We start from the raw sequence: 17,440 nt of genomic DNA on the forward strand, positions 1-17,440 counted from the left end.
TTACTGCTCCAGTGCCGCTTTCACTTGCTTTGCCAACCAGGTTTGGAAGAAATGCGTCGGAACATCCATTTCTGGTGAGAACACACCACCACCAAAGCCAGGTGAGTAACGACCTTCCTGCATGCCCTCGACCGCTCCAATATCTTCGCCGAATACGACTCGCCATGACTCAACGGTAGCAGTACGGCACGCAGCGAACTCATCTTTCGTTGCTTCATCACCCACATAGAAAACACGTAGGTGCTCAACACTCTTATTCGCAGTGATTGGTTCAATCATCATTGCAAAGGCATGATCGGCTTGAATACCAAGCAACACGTTTGGAAAGAGTGCAACATATTCTGCATGACGCAGTTTATCTTCTGGCCAGTTTGGAAATTTAGGTAAGTGTGTACCTGCAGTATCAGAGAGGTTGTATGCGAGACTACCTTGGCCAGAAAAACGCTCTGCAAACATGATGTTGTAGTGATCCTCTAGGCGAGAATAACTGTTCAAACTCGGATGCACCCAAGGTAAGTGGTAAGCTTCACAGTAGTTTTCTACGGCAAGCTTCCAGTTACTTTTCACTTCTATCTCTAAGTTGCCACCCATGTTCACGCGGCGAAGAAGCCCTAATCCTTCTTCACCTAAGAACTGCTGCCAACGTTGCTCTAGCGGCGCGATATGCTCTTCAAAGCTTTCTGCATTACCCGATAAGTTGACGAATACCATGTCCATCCAAACGGCTGAACGAAGTGGCTTAAGGCCATGTTTTTCACACTTAAATCGGTCATCTTTGTGTTTTGCGATACCACCAATGTGTGGTGTGCCTTTTAGATTGCCATCAAGATCGTACGTCCATGAATGGTAAGGACAGCGAATCATGCCTTGAACTTCGCCTGCTTCATGCACCAGCTTCATACCTCGGTGGCTACACACGTTGTGGAAGACTTGGACTTCACCTTGACGATTTCTCATCATGAGTAGTGGAAGATTCATGAAATCAAGTGGCATCACATAACCATTTTTAAGCAGGTCTGATGCAAAACCAATGCATACCCAAGTGTTACCAAACACCTGATCACGCTCAAAGGTAAAATACTCTTCGCTAGTGTAGGCCTGATTCGGCATTCCTGTTGCTTCACTGATTGGGTTCAGTACATTATCAACAAGTTCAACAGGAATAATGGTTTGGTTGACATTACTCATATTCTTATCTCCGAGAGTCGAGTTGCATCCAGTGCGTACAACATCGTGTTGTGTTAGTGGAGATGATTTTGATTAACAACCCGGCAACAAACAAACGACTTTTTCGCCGGGCTTGGATGAGTTTTTGTCATTCATGCATTGATCTCGAACAAAAAAATAACCTTTTAATTAACAATGATCTTCTTGTCATGATTAATACTCATTAACCGATGAGTATTAATCAGTTGAAACACAAAAGCCCTCTCTCTACTCTCTTTCAAAAATTAACAATAACGCAACAAACAATAACACTAAAACAAACGCACTGTGAGGGATGCCTATGAGAGCAACATCTGGGATATTGAAAGGACTCAATCCGACTGTGACAATCGCATCAAAGATCGTCGTTATCGGTTTTGTACTTTTCTGCGCCATTCTCGCCAATCAAGCGGGCCAATACTTCGAAACGATTTCCGGCATTTTGCTACAGAATATGAAGTGGTTTTACATCGGACTTGTTTCACTCGTTGTCGGTTTTCTTCTTTACCTTATGGTTAGTCGATATGGGCATATTCGTTTGAGTAAAGATGACGAAAAACCAGAGTTTAGTTATTTGTCTTGGGTATCCATGCTTTTTTCCGGAGGCATGGGGATAGGCTTAATTTTCTGGTCGGTCGCAGAACCGATGTGGCATTACGCTGACAACCCATTTACTCAAGGCCTGACCAATGAAGCCGCAACAACATCAATGAAACTGACATTCTTTCACTGGGGTCTACATCCTTGGTCTGTCTTTATCATTGTGGCACTCGCATTAGCTTACTTTTCCTACCGTAAAGATCTGCCTTTTACCCTACGCTCTATCTTGTACCCTTTGATTGGCGATCGTATTTATGGGCCTATCGGACACACGGTTGATATCCTAACAGTCGCGGTGACTGCTTTCGGTATCTCTCAAACCTTAGGGATGGGAGTTATCCAAATAAACTCTGGTTTGAATCAAGCCTTTGGTCTAGACATTAGTTTGGGGATTCAACTCTTTATTATCGTTTCCCTTTGTACTTGTGCGGTTGCGTCGGTGCTATCTGGTGTAGGGAAAGGTATTCGCCGTTTATCAGAATGGAACATGCTGCTTTCACTCGCACTCGTGCTGGTCGTACTTTATATTGGCCCAACTCGCTATATCTTAAATACGCTACTTGAAAGCACGGGGCTTTATGCACAAAACATTGTCGGTATGAGCTTATGGAGCGATGCACAGAATGACTCTGGCTGGCAAAACTGGTGGACGGCTTATTACTGGCCTTGGTGGATGACTTGGGCGCCTTTCGTTGGCATGTTTGTAGCTCGTATCTCTAAAGGACGCACAATACGTGAGTTTATCGGCGGTGCTCTCATCGTACCCACGCTGATCACATTCTTATGGATTTCAGTATTTGGTGGTGCAGCGTTGAAGGTAGAGCAAGACGCTCGTGTTGCTCATCAAGAGCAAGTCACTGCGGCACAAGAAACCAAACAAACACCACCTGCGGATTTTTCTGGCGGCCCGATTCTTGAAGCGACTAAAGCCGATACGACACGCGCTTTGTTTACGCTATTCGACAATCTAGATACAGGTATGTTTGGTAAACTACTTAGCGTGCTTGCGTGTCTATTACTCGGTACTTATTTCATTACCTCCGCAGACTCGGGTACCTTGGTTCTATGTACCCTCGATGCCGCTGGGCACAGTGAGCCTCCTACCTCTATACGCGTATTGTGGGGGATCATGATCGCAGCCATTGCGGGAGTACTTCTATACGCAGGAGGGTTAAAAGCAATGCAAACGGCCTCCATTATTGCCGGTTTCCCTATCGCCATTTTTATCGCGGTGATGAGCTTAACGCTGTTTCATAGTATTCGACGCGAACCTAAGCCATGGGCAATGCTGCCTGAGCATGTTCACCCAGAGCAAGAGAAACTTGATGGTCCTGTTGAACCGCTTGTTGAAAGCAAAACAGTGGCTTCCGAGCCTATCGCTTCAAGATCCTCACAAAAAAGTGATTCCACACTCAATCAGGGACCAGTACTAAGTTAGTGCGTCGTTTCATCAATCAATTAAAACAAAGCGGGAACTGGTACTCCCGCTTTTTTAACGTGACCAAACTCTGTTATTTTCTCTGCTTATTGATTTAGGCTAAACCTCGATCACCCACCTCATCTGGCAACTGTTGCAAAAGCCACTCTCTAAAACGCTTGACGCTTGCTGGGATTAAACCTCTATTTTTAGGTTCAAGCATAGAGAAATTGGAAGGTGTTGAAAGCACGTGTTCGACTGGCCTAACTAAAGCACCGCTTTGTAAATAGTCGTCCACTAATGACCCCCAGGCTAACGCGATTCCCTGACCATTAATTGCCGCTTGTAACAGCATTGGATAGTTATTGATGTTCATGCGATTACGAGGCGAAATATTTGGCAATCCTACACTCGCAAACCACTGCTCCCAATTAACCCAATCTCTTTGAGACTCTTCCAGATAGAGTAACGTTTTATTGAAGATTTCTTCTGGCTCACTAGGCTGGCCGATTTTCTCTAAATAAAGCGGGCTACACACAGGGAATACCTCTTCTGAAAATAGCGTTGTCACGTCCATTTCCGCAGGTGGAGTGCGACAATAAAACAAGGCGATATCGCAATCTAATCGGCGTAAGTCCAACACATTATCTGAGGCCAATATTCTTATATCGATGTCATCATGTTCATTTTGAAATTGAGCAACCTTAGGCAACAACCACAAGGCTGCCATTGCATTTGTCGTCGCAACCGTGATCTTTTGTTCGCCCTGCCACTTCTTCACTTCACCCGTGATTTGAGCAATATCGAGCAAAGATTGGCTGACAGCTTGATAATATTGAAGACCTGTAGGCGTTAAATTAATGCTTCGATTGGCTCGCGTGAACATAGCCTTGCCTAAGTATTCTTCTAATTGTCTAATTTGGCGACTGATAGCACCTTGGGTCACGTTTAGCTCGTCAGCGGCTAACGTAAAACTCAAGTGCCGCGCCGACGCTTCAAACGCAACGAGGCTATTTAAAGGTGGGAGGGGTTTGATTTTCATGTATCTTCCAGTAAGGCAGTATTGTAATTATTTTTATTCCCGGCAATCTTATGTTGCACGTGGATAATGCCATTCTGGACAACACCTCAAAAACGACAATTTATAAATGATAAAAAATAGAGATGAATCATAAATTGTTGTGAGAGAGACTGCCGTATACAGTTTCGTGGCTACAACAAGCACAAAAAGAGGAGCAGTTACTCCTCTTTTGCCTAGCCTTTTGCTCACTTTGTACGAGTTAGCCCATTTACCCTATTGCCAGTTTAGTACTCGCGTAACGCGCTTTTTTCTTTCTTGGACTGGCTAAGAAGTACGCTAATGTAAGAGGCCCTAATCGTCCCATAAACATCATGAAGATGATCACTAACTCACCTGGTTCGGACAAACTGCCCGTTAAGCCTCGCGATAACCCAACCGTACCCAGTGCCGAGACCGCTTCGAACATAATGTCTAACATAGACGCTTTCTCTGTCAGTAACAGCGTGAATATGGCAAACCAAGTCACCCCCACCGAGATCAGAGTCAGCGCCAATGCCTTGCTGATGGTCTCTTTGGGAATCTCGCGTTGAAAGGCATAGGTTGCTTCATCGCGACGCAAATAGCTGTAAGTTGCCAAGACCAATACCATAAATGTCACAACTTTAATGCCACTTGCCGTACTCAATGATCCACCGCCGATAAACATCAACACCAGAATGATCGCCGTTGTGGCATCTTCCAACTGATCGATAGCTAAAGTGTTGAACCCTGCCGTTCTTGGCGTCACCGCTTGAAACCACGATGCCCACCATTTCCCTGCTTCGCTCAACGGGCCAAGCGTGTTGGGGTTGTCATATTCAATCAGATAAATCGCGATAAGTGCCACCACGTTAATGATCATCGTGCCTAAGATCATCATTCGACTGTAAACGGTGAGTCGATGCCAACGGCGATTGCGTTTTAAGTCAATCCAAACCGAGAAGCCTAAACCACCAATAATGAACAAACTGGTAATGGTGAAGTTAACGACCGGGTCGTCCACGTAAGGCATTAAGCTATCGGCACTCAACGCAAAACCTGCATTGTTAAACGCACTGATGGTGTAGAAGAAACCATGGAACAAACTGGTTTCCCAGCCCAGCTCTTCACTCCAATAAACGCTCAAAATAGTGAAACCAATAAGTTCAACGAGCAGAGCGAACATCAATACAGATTTAGCAGTGGCAATGAGTGTCGATGAATCAGTCTGGTTGAACGCCTCTCTCGCGACTGCTCGCTCCAAAAAGCCAATTTTTCCGCCCAGAGCCAGCAAGGTCACGATAGCAAACGTCATCAAACCTAGGCCACCACATTGAATCAGGAAAGCAATAACCACTTGCCCAAAAGGCGTAAACGCCGTGCCCGTGTCCACCACAACTAATCCCGTCACCGTAATGGCCGATGTTGCTGTAAACAGGCTTTGAATCCAAGTGATGGGCTCTGTGGTGGCAATCGGCAGTTTGAGTAAGACCGTGCCGAGCATGATCAAGCACGCAAAGCTGAGGCTAAGTATTAATGGCGGTGCGCCCAACAATTTTTTGCCCGCTTTGGGTTTTCGCTCGATGGGGATAATAGAGGGATGCCACAAAACCATGTTACACCAACCTTGGAGCGACGTATTTCAGCTCAGCGCGACTACCACAAAGCAACAGCGTGTCGAACTCATTAAGCACAAACTCATCATTGATATTGGTGTAGACGGCTTCTTCGCGCTTCACCAAGATAGGCTGAATGTTGTAACTGCCTCGGCTGATCAACTTAGAAAGCGGCGTATCGTGCAGATTGGATTTAACGTGGATTTCCACCACATACAAGCCATGCCCCATTTCCAAATAGTTGTTCACCATCGGATAGTTGAGTGCCTGTGCGACTCTTACGCCCATCTCCTCTTCCGGATGAATAATGCGTTGTACACCAAGCTTAGACACGATGGTGTGGTGTGCTTTGGTGCTCGCTTTGACCCAAATGGATTTCACACCCAGATTTTTCAGCGCCAACGTACACAACAAACTGGCTTGCATGTCTTCGCCAATCGCCACCAACACCACATCACTGTTCGCTAGCGCTAACTCTCTGAGTGCGCCTTCGTCTGTTGCGTCACATATGACCGCTTGCGTTAACTCTTCGACGTATTTCTCGACGATTTTCGGGTCGCTATCCACCCCCGTTACGGTGTGTCCAAGATGAATAAGTTCTAAGCTAGCGGCAACGCCAAATCGCCCTAAACCAATTACTGTAAAGTGAGCCATATCAATCCCTAACTGTGTTTTATGTATAGAAAATGCTAATGCGTTAAGGGCTAGGCTGATTTTCCGTCACGAAAAATAGGCAACACGAATCCTGTTCGAGTGCCGATAACCAGCACTAAACCTTGGCATTAACGTTGATTAAATTTGGAATTTAGTGGTGCTTGGACGTCTCAAGCACTAAACGATAACCCAGCCCCGGCTCGGTTTTTAAAAGTCGCTGTTCGTCAGCACTATCGTTCAGTTTTTTGCGTAGTTGACTCACTAACACGCGTAAGTAGTGAGTATCTTCGACATGACTTTTTCCCCAAATCACCGCTAGCAAATGAGTTTGCTCAATGAGTTTTCCCGGCTTGAGAATCAACTGTTCAATGAAAGAAAATTCTTTCTTGGTGAGTGGAATTTCCCTCTGATCCAACCAAAATTGGTGGGTGCTTTTGATGATTTTGACTCGGCCAGCCACCAGCTCATCAGCGATGGATTTCTCATCCACCAAATCTCGAACCAGCACTTTGATGCGCGCGATGAGCTCTTTTACGCCAAAAGGCTTGCTCAAGTAATCATTCGCGCCCGCTTCTAAAAGGCGGATTTTTTCCTCTTCTTGATCGCGAGCCGTCAGCACTAGCACTGGCGTTTTATACGTCTGACGAAGCGTAGTGAGAAACTCCTTCCCATCGCCGTCGGGCAAGCCTAAATCTAGCAGAATGACGTGCGGCGAATGTGCTTCGAAACACGCTTTGGCTTCTGCAATGGTACTCGCGCCAATGTAATCAAACCCTTCAGCAGACAGCGAAATTCGAATAAAGGTATGAATGCGAGGCTCATCGTCCACGACTAAAACTTTGTAACTCACGCCTGCTCTGCTCCTTGATTGAGTGGAAGTAGAATGCGGATCAGCGTCCCTTCTGATACTGGCATAGATTGAATCTCTCCTTGGTGTGCGATGATGATGCCTTTGGCAACCGCGAGTCCCATTCCGGTGCCTGAATCGGCCGATTTGTTGTTCGCGCCGGAATAGAAAAGGTTGAATATTTTTTCCGCATCTTCAGCTTTGATGCCAATCCCCATGTCCCGAACATCAATCACGCACGACGAACCCTGCTTAGAAAGAGAAACCTCAACAGATTCATTCTCTGGTGAAAATCGCATGGCATTATCCAGCACATTAAAAATCGCTTGTTCGATGAGCGAACGACTTACTGACAAATAATCAACGGAATCATCCATATTCATGGACACTTTCTCGGTGTAATTTGGCAAACGAGAAACCGCATCCCGAACAATATCTGCAATCAACTCATCTTTTTTGGTAATTTTTAATGTGCCGTGCTGGAGCTTAGTCGCCTGTAAGAGGTTCTCGATATATTGATGCAAGCGATGGCTTTCTGAAGTCGCACTGTCGAGCAATTCTTTACGCTCTAAGTCATTGAGCTTGGGCATGTACTCGTTGAGTGTGGTCAATGTTCCAATAATGGTTGCCAGCGGCGTGCGTAAGTCATGGGACACCGATAGCAGGATGCTGTTTTGCAGCTTGGTTTGTTTTAACTCGCCCTGCTGGCGACGATAAAGATCCGCAAAGGTGCTGGTGATAAATGCCACCACCATAAACACGACTAAATTAAAAATGTCTTCCGGACGAAACATCTGCAAAGAGTAACGAGGCGTCGTGAAAAAGAAGTTGAAGCTCAACGCTTCGATCACCGCCGCCGCATAAGCGAATCGCGAGTTGCATTGAAACGCCACTACCACGACTGCTAACTGTAAAATCAGCAGGACTGCGGCTGTAGAGCCAAACAGTTGGTCTAACAGCCATGAGACCACAACCGCACCAACAATCACGGTAGTAGAAAAGAGAAAGGTGTTATCTCGCCATTGAACAAACATAAAATACATCAACCAAAATTCGATGTAGAAAACTTTAGCAAAAGCCCATTCGGAGTTCGCGTAAAAAAAGCGTAAAAAATTCAATAACGACAGTGAGTTATAAACATAATCATCATTAAGTTGGCCTAACTCAATGAATAATCACAAGTTAACGTTGCCCATTAACGCCTACTTACTCGGTATAAACGACAGACACAAAAAAGAGGAGCATTTGCTCCTCTTTCGTGTAGCGTCATATTAGATGACTTGCAGTTGAGCATCACCTTGCTCAGACAAAAAACCGCCGGTTTGATGCTTCCACAACTGAGCGTAAACACCACCCAATTGCAGCAGCTCGTAATGCGATCCTTGTTCAATGATTTTTCCGTCATCCATTACAATCAAACGATCCATCGCGGCAATCGTTGATAAACGGTGAGCAATCGCAATCACTGTTTTTCCTTCCATCAGAAGTTCAAGGTTTTCTTGAATTGCCGATTCTACTTCTGAATCAAGTGCAGACGTTGCTTCATCCATGATCAAAATTGGCGCGTTTTTCAGCAGAACGCGAGCAATCGCCACACGTTGACGCTGACCACCAGACAGCTTCACACCGCGTTCACCCACTTCAACGTCATAGCCAACGTTACCTTGCTCGTCTCGTAGAGATTGAATGAAATCATTAGCATGTGCTTTCTCAGCAGCTGCGATAACGGCATCCATTGAAGCATCTGGATCACCGTAAAGAATGTTCTCTTTAATTGAACGATGCAGCAAAGAGGTGTCTTGAGTGATCATACCGATGTGTTGGCGAAGAGACTCTTGTTCAACTTGAGAAATGTCCTGTCCATCAATGCAAATCTTACCGCTATTTACGTCGTAAAAGCGCAGCAACAAGTTGACCAACGTGGATTTACCTGCCCCAGAGCGACCGACAATGCCGACTTTTTCGCCCGGTTTGATAGTCAGATTCAAGTTCTCAAATACTGCCTTCTCATCACTGTAGTTAAAACCAACGTTATCAAAGCAGATCTCACCTTGAGAGATTTGCAAAGGCTTAGCATTTGGTACGTCTTTCACTTCAACATCGTTTGAAATCGTATTAATACCGTCTACTACTGTACCGATGTTTTCAAACAGTGCGCTAACTTCCCACATGATCCACTTCGACATACCTTGTACGCGCAATGCAATACTGATGGCAATCGCAATAGCACCAATTGTTACAGCGTGATCTAGCCATAGATAAACCGAAATGGCACTAATAGACATCAGCAGCAAATAGTTGATGGCATCCACACTAAACAGTAAACAAGTCACCATGCGCATTTGGCGGTAAACCGTCACCAAAAATTGCTTCATGCTGCTTTCTGCGTATTCCAACTCTCGTTGCGAGTGCGCGAATAGCTTTACGGTAGATATGTTGGTGTAAGAATCGACAATGCGCCCAGTCATTACAGAACGAGCATCCGCTTGCTCTGTCGCTACTTGTTTCATTTTAGGGATAAAGTAGAACTGGATAACCGCGTACATTCCTATCCAAATCACAATAGGTAACATTAGCAAACCATCGGCTTCGCCCATCATCCAGAGCATCGAAAGAAAATAAACGCTGATATAAACCAGTACATCCACCAGCTTCATGACCGTTTCTCGTACCGCTAACGCACTTTGCATCACTTTGGTCGCAACTCGGCCTGCAAAGTCACGCTGGAAAAATCCAACCGCTTGTTTTAGCAAGTAACGGTGAATCAACCAACGGATAGACATCGGGTAGTTACCCAATAACGTTTGGTGCATCACCATTGAGTGGACAAAACCGAGAGCTGGCATCACAACCGCCACTAAGAACAGCATCATTAGCATGCGATCACCCTGGTCTTGCCAGAATGTTGCGCGATCTTGATTAGAGAGAATATCGACGAGCTCGCCCATATAACGCAACAGCGTCACCTCAGTAATGGCAATAAGCGCACTGAACACAGCCATAACGAGTAAAGGGGCTTCAAAGCCACGAGTGTAAAAACGACAAAAGCCAAATAGCGTCTTCGGTGGCTTTTCGGTTTCCATCTGGGGAAAGGGTTGGGTCAGCTTTTCAAACCAATTGAACATAACAATGACTTTAGGTACCGCGAATGAATTTGCGAACGTTTTACTATCTTTTGATACAAAAGTCAGTAAAATACCGAAACAAAAGCTCAAATGATAATAATTACAATTAAGCTTAGCGTTAATCATAATTATCGGGAATAGATTTATGCAAAAGAATAACTCACTGACCATCGCTATCCGCAACGCGTTGGTTTGTGCTTTAGCACCTACAGCAGTGGTTGCATTCACAGCACAAGCTCAAGAAGACGTCGTACAAGATGACGTGATTGCCATGGAGACCATAACGGTCACCGCGCAAGCACTTAAAGTAGAAACCCCTGCAGCAGAAACGCCGCGCAGCGTATCTATCATTTCTGAAGATGAACTTCGTGTTCGTGCACCGAAAAAGCTAGATGAAGCATTACGCTACACGTCTGGTGTAACCGCTCAGCCTTATGGCGCAGACAACGACACTGATTGGTTCAAAGTTCGTGGATTTGATGCAGCGACTTACCTAAACGGCAACCGCCTATTCCGCGATGGTTACTACACATGGTTGGTCGAACCTTACGGCCTAGAAAGTGTAGAAGTCGTTAAAGGTCCATCGGCTATTCTGTTTGGTGAATCGGCACCAGGCGGTATCGTGAATGCTGTTCAGAAAAAACCAACGTTTACGCCTCAAGGCGAAGTAAAAGTCGAAGTTGGCAACAACCAACACCAATCCGTAGGTTTTGACATTGCTGACGAAGCAAACGACGCAGGCACTGTGCGCTATCGTTTGGTTGGCTTGATGACAAGCCAAGATGGTGAACTGGACGGCACAAATAACGAGCGTTTCTACCTAGCGCCAAGTGTCGAGTTCGACATTTCTGACCGTACAATGCTGACCGTTTTGGCAACTTACCTTCATGATGACGGTGTACCAACTAACCCATTCTTCCCGGCAGCAGGTACTCTGATTGGTTCTAACTTTGGCAAAATCGATCCTTCGACTAACCTTGGTCAGCCAAACTACGATAAATACGAACGCACGCAGTTTTCTCTAGGTTACTTACTAGAGCACGACATCAATGACACGTGGTCACTCTCGCAAAACCTCAACTACGGTTCGAATGAGTTGTACTTGCGCAGCTCTTACGCGTTCTCAAACAACGATCCAGCGAAAGAAGAGTTAACGCAAGGCATCGTATTCCGTGACGGAAAAAACCAGAGCATCACGTTCGATAACAATGCTGTCGGTAACTGGATGACAGACAACGCAGAGCACACAGTGCTTATCGGTATGGATCTGCAATTCCACAAAACCGATGGCGACGAGCAGGACAACTACGCATTTGGCACCATCAATCCGTGGAACCCAGTTTACGGTAACTTCACCCCTCTTGATCCTGCCAACAACGTGAAACGTGAGATTGAGAAATCTCAAGCAAGTCTCTATTCACAATACCAATTGAAACTGCATGAACAGTGGATTGGTAACATCGGTGCTCGTTACGACTGGGTGAAAACAGAAAACTCTGGCAAAGGCGCTACCGTTGATCAAAGTGAATCTCGTGATGATGGTCAGCTCTCTCTAAGTGCGGGTGTGATGTACCTTGCAAACAATGGCCTGTCACCTTACGCAAACTACTCTCAGTCGTTTGAAGTGATCAGCACTATTGATGCGGCAACCAATGAACTTTACAAACCGCTGGAAGGCGAGCAAGTAGAAGTGGGTGTGAAGTATGAGCCAAGCTTTATGGATGGCTTTATCAACCTTGCATGGTTCGACATCACGCAAAAGAATGCATTGGTCACAAACCCATCAACATGGATTGCGACACAAACAGGTGAAGTGACATCTCAAGGTGTTGAGCTAGAAAGCACGGCGCAGCTAACCGACGATCTAAAACTGATGGCAAGCTACACCTACACTAAAGCGAAAACAGATGAGAGCTTTGGCCAAGGTAAAAAACAAGCCGCACTTATTCCTGAGCACCAAGCTTCTGCATGGGTAGACTACAGCGCCTACAGCCTGATTCCAGGCCTCAATATCGGTACTGGTGTGCGCTACGTAGGTGAGTCAAAAGATAACCCTAAGAGCTCGAACCTAACGGTTCCTTCAGTCACTCTTTGGGATGCGTCAGTCACTTACGACATCACTTCACAGTGGCAAGCACAGCTAAACGTGAACAACATCCTAGATAAAGAGTTTGTTTCAGGTTGCGATTACTGGTGTTACTACGGCCAGTCTCGCTCTGTTATGCTAAACGCAAACTACCGCTGGTAATTGTACTTCTACTCCCCTCTATTGAGGGGAGTTTTCTCCTAAGAGCCATCCATGTTTCAACTGTCTAATATTGAGATCGTGCGAGGTGGACGTCAGATCCTCGGCATCGAACAACTTAACATCCCAACAAATGAGCTAACGGTCGTTTTAGGCCATAACGGTTCAGGTAAGTCGACACTGGTGAACCTGCTTTCTGGTCAAATGCCACCAGATAAAGGCACGGTAACACTAAACGATACTTCCCTTTCATCACTCAAAACCAAAGAGTTGGCAAAACAGATCGCCTATTTGCCACAAAAGCTGCCCTCTTCGGCTGGTTTAACGGTAGAAGAGCTAGTGCGCTTAGGTCGCTTTCCGTGGCGTGGGGCACTTGGTCGTTGGAAAGCTGAAGACAAACAGATCATCACGCAGGCTATGGAACGAACAGGGGTTACACCTTTTGCTCAAGCTTTGGCGGATGACTTATCGGGCGGCGAGCGCCAACGCGCTTGGGTGTCTATGCTACTGGCTCAACAATCGCCAATTTTAATTCTCGATGAGCCAACCTCGGCGCTCGATGTTCACCATCAGTTTCAACTAATGGCGCTGCTGGCAGAACTGAATCGAACCGAGAACGTAGGCATTATCGTGATCCTGCACGATCTGAACTTAGCCCTGCGCTACGCCACCCACATTGTTGCGCTCAAAAAAGGTAAAATTGCCTTTGAAGGCAACGCCGACATGTTGTTAGACGAGGCACGCCTTTCTAAACTATATGAGTCACCAATTAAGCTGATTGAGCACCCAAGCCCGGCTAACACATTAGCGAGCCAAAAGGTGGCTGTTGTATGCGCATAATGGCTCGTTTACTTACTGTGGTTACACAATCTGCTTTTCTCCTCGTATTTTTTATGACCAATGCACATGCAGTCATCACCGTTACCGATGAATATGGTGAGCATAGTTTTGAGCAAGCGCCTCAACGCGTTGTTGCCTTAAACTGGGACATCTTAGAACAAGTTTTGGCGCTAAACGTAGAACCAATCGCAGCCCCAAATTTACCAGGCTACCGCCAATGGGTCGTCAATCCAACTGCACCAGAGTCAATTGAAGATATTGGAACCCGAGCAGAGCCCAACTTAGAAAAAATAGCCAGTTTGAAACCAGATGTCATCCTTGCTGCGTCTCCACAGCAAGACTTGATTCCGTTACTCAAACAAATTGCTCCGGTAATCTATTTACCTAATTTTTCTGAAAATGAGGCCGCAGCTGAAACGGCCATTCGTCACTTTCGTACGCTCGGCAAGCTATTCAATAAAGGGGCACTTGCTGAACAGAAATTGGCAGAATTAGATGCTTCATTTGCGCAGATGCGCCAGCGAATTCGCCACTATTACTCTGCTCCACTCAGCGTTCTTGTGATGCGATTTTCAACTCCGAATACTGTATTACTTGCAACCGAAAACTCCACCACTGACTACGTGGTTAGAAAACTGGGATTACAGGCTCCAATTAAAGAGGCCCCACGTGCGTGGGGAGTAAAGCAAGATCGAATCAATCGGCTTCAGAGCCTTCAAAACAGCTACGTTCTCTACGTACAACCTTTCCCAGAAGAACGAAAACTGAAAGAGTCGCCACTTTGGCAAGCGATGCCGTTTGTGAAAAAGCAGCGGGTAAATTCAGTCAGAGCAGTGTGGGCGTATGGCGGTGCCATGTCTTTGCAATACACCGCAGAAGCGATTACCGACAGTCTAATAGAGTTGGCACCAGAACAATGAGAACGAAACATTATATTGGTTATCTGGCGCTGATTACGTTACTTAGCGTCTTTAGCCTACAAATTGATACTAATTTATCACTTTTCGAACAATGGCAATTATTAACAAAACCAGAGGTAGCAACCGAGTTTCGTGATGTATTCTTTACGCAAGCGCAGCTTCCTAGGTTAAGTATGACCCTGCTTGTTGGTGCCATGCTTGGTCTCACCGGCAGCTTAATGCAGCAATTAACGCAGAATAACCTCACCTCGCCGTTGACTCTTGGCACCTCTTCTGGTGCTTGGCTTGCATTAGTCGTGGTAAACATTTGGTTCGTCGATTGGGTCGCCGATTACTCTGCATTAGCCGCAATGGTTGGGGCTTTAGTGGCGTTTGGCCTGATCGTATCAATTGCCGGTGTGCGTAATATGACAGGTTTGCCGTTGGTCGTTTCGGGGATGGTGATCAATATCTTGCTCGGTTCTATCTCCACAGCCATTATTATTTTAAACGCCCAGTTCGCACAGAATATTTTTATGTGGGGAGCAGGAGACCTTTCTCAATACAGCTGGGATTGGTTTGAGTGGTTATTGCCTCGCTGCGCTATCGCAATCGTAATTTTGATCGTCGCACCACGTATTCTGACCTTAATGAAACTGGGACAAGAAGGCGCAGCAGCCCGAGGCTTAGCGGTATTACCCGCGTTTGGTGCATTAATGGTGATGGGTATCTGGCTGGTATCAGCCTCCATCACCGCAGTTGGTATTATCAGCTTCATCGGATTACTGACACCCAATATTGCCAGAGCGATGGGGGCAAGAACACCGCGCGACGAATTGATCAGCAGCATGCTTTTGGGCGCAATGCTACTAATCATAACAGACTCTGCCGCTATCTCGCTGAGCTTATGGTTAGAGGAAACCATTCCTAGCGGCGTAGCGGCTGCAGCTATTGGCGCTCCCGCTTTAATTTGGTTTACTCGTAAAAAGCTGACGGCAACCGATCAACTTAACCTTTCAATGAGCCAAGGAAAAACGGCGCTTTCTAAACGCGCGGTATGCAGCATTGCGCTATTCAGTCTGGTTGGGATTCTAGCTTACTCATTCGTTACCCATGGTATAAACGGAATTCAATGGTCTGTGCCAGGTGAGTTCCAATGGCAATTGCGTTGGCCGAGAATGTTAACCGCACTTTCTGTCGGTATTGCGCTATCCGTTGCCGGAATCATTTTGCAACGCATTGTTTATAACCCTCTGGCAAGTCCCGATATTCTCGGTGTGTCTTCCGGAGCCACGTTTGCCATTATTACGACAGGAGTCATCGCTGGGTCGCTTCTCTCCGCATTTAGCTGGGGTATCGCTTTTTTCGGAAGTATGTCCGTATTGATGTTATTGCTGATTATCGGTAAACGAAGCCATTTTAATCCATCTAACTTCGTGTTGTCCGGCATCGCACTAACGGCACTATTAGAAGCCCTCGTTCAATTTTCGCTAGCTCAAGGCTCAGGTGACAGTTACAAAATTTTATTGTGGCTAACTGGTTCTATTTATCGAGTCACAGCCGACACCGCACTGATGCTATGTTTGGCCATAATAGTTCTGCTTGCCGCTGTATTCTCGATTTCTCGTTGGCTAACACTAATTTCCATCGGGCGACAATTCTCAAATGCACGAGGGCTTAACCCTACCGTAGCCAATACGCTTATGCTCACCATCGTTGCTTTGTTATGCGCCTTTTCTACCGCTACAGTTGGTCCAATATCTTTTGTTGGCTTGGTCGCTCCCCATATGGCGATGATGTTAGGAGCAAGAAAAGTGAAAGAGCAACTGTGTGTCGGTGCCTTAATTGGCGCAACCCTAATGTTGTGGGCAGATTGGCTAGGACAAATCGCTATTTATCCAAGTCAGGTCGCAGCTGGCACGTTGGTCGCTATTATAGGCAGCACTTACTTCCTATTTTTAATGCTGAAGAGTAAATTCAGCTAAGTTGGGAATATTGTTACAGCCTAAAAATACGCTAAGAAAAACAAACCCCGCTATTTTGATAGCGGGGTTTGAAATTAAAGGCGAAGTACGATGCTCTATTCTTCTCGCACTACAGGAAAACGTTGCTCATAAAGTTCCATAAAGTCCTTACGAATTAAGTGCTCTAAGTGGTTCGCTTTATCGGTTGGGCAGAAAATCATCACGTGCAGAATTTGTTCACCATTAATGTTACTAGAAATATGCATATGTGGCTCAGAACCAGGAAGGTCAACACCGGCATGTTTTTCAATCATCGCATTGTAACGATGTGCAACATCAGCAAAGTAACTGCAATGTTCTTCAATTTTATCAGTTAAAATCGGTAGCAGTGGATACAAATTGACGAAGTCTTTCACCACTACAGAAAAGTTGTGGTAAACGTACCGCTTCATGAAGTTGAGGTTCTTTACTGGATAGGTAAAGAACATACTATTAGGCAATGTCGCTGTTTTGCCGGTGTAATGATATTGCCCATGATGCAGGTCGATCTCTTGAATCACCGTCGCCATCATATTGTGCTCAATCACTTCACCGCATAACTTCCCGACCTCAATCCAGTCCCCAACGCGAAAAGAACGTGAACTTGCTCTTTGAATCGAACCCGTAAAACACAAAATGATTTCTTTGGATGCCACTACAATGGCAACGGCAATCGCCGTTACACTCAGAGCAAACTCGTTAATTTCTGATTGCCATAAAATAAATAAAATCAGTAATGTAACAGCAAAGGTGCCATTTTTAGTTCTGGACATCCAACTACGCTGATCTTCTGAGAGAAAAGCGTGATCACCACGAATCATCGATAAAATTGCACGACGAATTAACCACATAATCGCAAAGATCAGTGCGGTAAAAATCAATTTATGAGTGAGAAGAAAATCGACAACTAACTGCACTTTCTCCATTCCACGGCTCCCTCGAATAAAAA

General features: G+C 45.7%; 13 protein-coding genes. 5 read left to right on the forward strand and 8 right to left on the reverse strand.

What is annotated here, in order from left to right:
- A complete protein-coding gene (locus R7D93_RS01930) occupies nt 1-1,188 on the reverse strand; it encodes an aromatic ring-hydroxylating oxygenase subunit alpha (protein WP_225495614.1) in 1,188 nt (395 codons plus the stop codon).
- A gap of 319 nt (nt 1,189-1,507) precedes the next feature.
- On the opposite strand from R7D93_RS01930, the gene R7D93_RS01935 reads away from it, so the two are divergent.
- The gene (locus R7D93_RS01935) at nt 1,508-3,244 is read left to right on the forward strand and encodes a BCCT family transporter (RefSeq protein WP_225495615.1); all 1,737 of its coding nucleotides are present in this window, start codon (nt 1,508-1,510) and stop codon (nt 3,242-3,244) included.
- Nucleotides 3,245-3,338: 94 nt separating this feature from the next.
- Here the strand turns inward: R7D93_RS01935 and gcvA are convergent, their stop codons facing one another.
- From gcvA to R7D93_RS01965, 6 genes are all read right to left on the reverse strand, one after another.
- Complete coding sequence (gcvA, locus tag R7D93_RS01940) at nt 3,339-4,265, reverse strand: transcriptional regulator GcvA (protein ID WP_047103923.1); 927 nt, start codon at nt 4,263-4,265, stop codon at nt 3,339-3,341.
- 247 nt (nt 4,266-4,512) lie between these two features.
- Nucleotides 4,513-5,877, reverse strand: a complete 1,365-nt coding sequence (locus R7D93_RS01945) for a TrkH family potassium uptake protein (protein WP_225495617.1) — start codon at nt 5,875-5,877, stop codon at nt 4,513-4,515.
- 1 nt (nt 5,878) lies between these two features.
- A complete protein-coding gene (locus tag R7D93_RS01950; RefSeq protein ID WP_005375180.1) occupies nt 5,879-6,532 on the reverse strand; it encodes a potassium channel family protein in 654 nt (217 codons plus the stop codon).
- Between the two features lie 151 nt (nt 6,533-6,683).
- Nucleotides 6,684-7,382 (reverse strand): response regulator transcription factor, encoded by a 699-nt coding sequence (locus R7D93_RS01955; RefSeq protein ID WP_172563914.1) that lies wholly within the window; start codon nt 7,380-7,382, stop codon nt 6,684-6,686.
- Nucleotides 7,379-8,413, reverse strand: a complete 1,035-nt coding sequence (locus tag R7D93_RS01960; RefSeq protein ID WP_207220427.1) for a DUF4118 domain-containing protein — start codon at nt 8,411-8,413, stop codon at nt 7,379-7,381. Before R7D93_RS01960 ends, R7D93_RS01955 begins: the two co-directional genes overlap by 4 nt.
- A gap of 237 nt (nt 8,414-8,650) precedes the next feature.
- Nucleotides 8,651-10,504: an ABC transporter ATP-binding protein gene (locus R7D93_RS01965; protein WP_225495619.1), complete on the reverse strand. Its 1,854-nt coding sequence runs from the start codon at nt 10,502-10,504 to the stop codon at nt 8,651-8,653.
- Nucleotides 10,505-10,649: 145 nt separating this feature from the next.
- Between R7D93_RS01965 and R7D93_RS01970 the strand changes: the two genes are divergently transcribed.
- The 4 genes from R7D93_RS01970 to fhuB are packed head-to-tail and all read left to right on the forward strand — an operon-like array spanning nt 10,650 to nt 16,473.
- Nucleotides 10,650-12,752, forward strand: coding sequence for a TonB-dependent siderophore receptor (locus R7D93_RS01970; protein WP_132936302.1), 2,103 nt, complete (start codon nt 10,650-10,652; stop codon nt 12,750-12,752).
- A gap of 51 nt (nt 12,753-12,803) precedes the next feature.
- Nucleotides 12,804-13,589 carry an ABC transporter ATP-binding protein gene (locus R7D93_RS01975; RefSeq protein ID WP_017635311.1) on the forward strand — a complete coding sequence of 262 codons (786 nt, stop codon included), beginning with the start codon at nt 12,804-12,806 and terminating at the stop codon, nt 13,587-13,589.
- The gene (locus tag R7D93_RS01980; protein ID WP_213905448.1) at nt 13,580-14,509 is read left to right on the forward strand and encodes an iron-siderophore ABC transporter substrate-binding protein; all 930 of its coding nucleotides are present in this window, start codon (nt 13,580-13,582) and stop codon (nt 14,507-14,509) included. The genes R7D93_RS01975 and R7D93_RS01980 overlap by 10 nt, the downstream gene beginning before the upstream one ends.
- Nucleotides 14,506-16,473, forward strand: a complete 1,968-nt coding sequence (fhuB, locus tag R7D93_RS01985) for a Fe(3+)-hydroxamate ABC transporter permease FhuB (RefSeq protein WP_225495621.1) — start codon at nt 14,506-14,508, stop codon at nt 16,471-16,473. The genes R7D93_RS01980 and fhuB overlap by 4 nt, the downstream gene beginning before the upstream one ends.
- A gap of 95 nt (nt 16,474-16,568) precedes the next feature.
- Here fhuB and R7D93_RS01990 read toward each other — a convergent pair whose 3' ends face one another.
- On the reverse strand, nt 16,569-17,417 hold the full coding sequence (locus tag R7D93_RS01990) for a mechanosensitive ion channel family protein (RefSeq protein ID WP_005375171.1): 849 nt from the start codon (nt 17,415-17,417) through the stop codon (nt 16,569-16,571).
- Nucleotides 17,418-17,440: the final 23 nt, after the last annotated feature.

The sequence above is a fragment of the Vibrio sp. YT-15 genome (assembly GCF_033337445.1).
GTDB classification, from domain to species: Bacteria; Pseudomonadota; Gammaproteobacteria; order Enterobacterales; family Vibrionaceae; genus Vibrio; species Vibrio alginolyticus.

Bases quoted from the DNA above. Each gene is read 5' to 3' on its own strand.
- fhuB (WP_225495621.1), top strand. From the start codon at position 14,506: ATGAGAACGAAACATTATATTGGTTATCTGGCGCTGATTACGTTACTT.
- R7D93_RS01975 (WP_017635311.1), top strand. From the start codon at position 12,804: ATGTTTCAACTGTCTAATATTGAGATCGTGCGAGGTGGACGTCAGATC.
- R7D93_RS01965 (WP_225495619.1), bottom strand. From the start codon at position 10,504: ATGTTCAATTGGTTTGAAAAGCTGACCCAACCCTTTCCCCAGATGGAA.
- R7D93_RS01950 (WP_005375180.1), bottom strand. From the start codon at position 6,532: ATGGCTCACTTTACAGTAATTGGTTTAGGGCGATTTGGCGTTGCCGCT.
- gcvA (WP_047103923.1), bottom strand. From the start codon at position 4,265: ATGAAAATCAAACCCCTCCCACCTTTAAATAGCCTCGTTGCGTTTGAA.
- R7D93_RS01970 (WP_132936302.1), top strand. From the start codon at position 10,650: ATGCAAAAGAATAACTCACTGACCATCGCTATCCGCAACGCGTTGGTT.
- R7D93_RS01990 (WP_005375171.1), bottom strand. From the start codon at position 17,417: ATGGAGAAAGTGCAGTTAGTTGTCGATTTTCTTCTCACTCATAAATTG.
- R7D93_RS01960 (WP_207220427.1), bottom strand. From the start codon at position 8,413: ATGTTTGTTCAATGGCGAGATAACACCTTTCTCTTTTCTACTACCGTG.
- R7D93_RS01935 (WP_225495615.1), top strand. From the start codon at position 1,508: ATGAGAGCAACATCTGGGATATTGAAAGGACTCAATCCGACTGTGACA.
- R7D93_RS01945 (WP_225495617.1), bottom strand. From the start codon at position 5,877: ATGGTTTTGTGGCATCCCTCTATTATCCCCATCGAGCGAAAACCCAAA.
- R7D93_RS01980 (WP_213905448.1), top strand. From the start codon at position 13,580: ATGCGCATAATGGCTCGTTTACTTACTGTGGTTACACAATCTGCTTTT.
- R7D93_RS01930 (WP_225495614.1), bottom strand. From the start codon at position 1,188: ATGAGTAATGTCAACCAAACCATTATTCCTGTTGAACTTGTTGATAAT.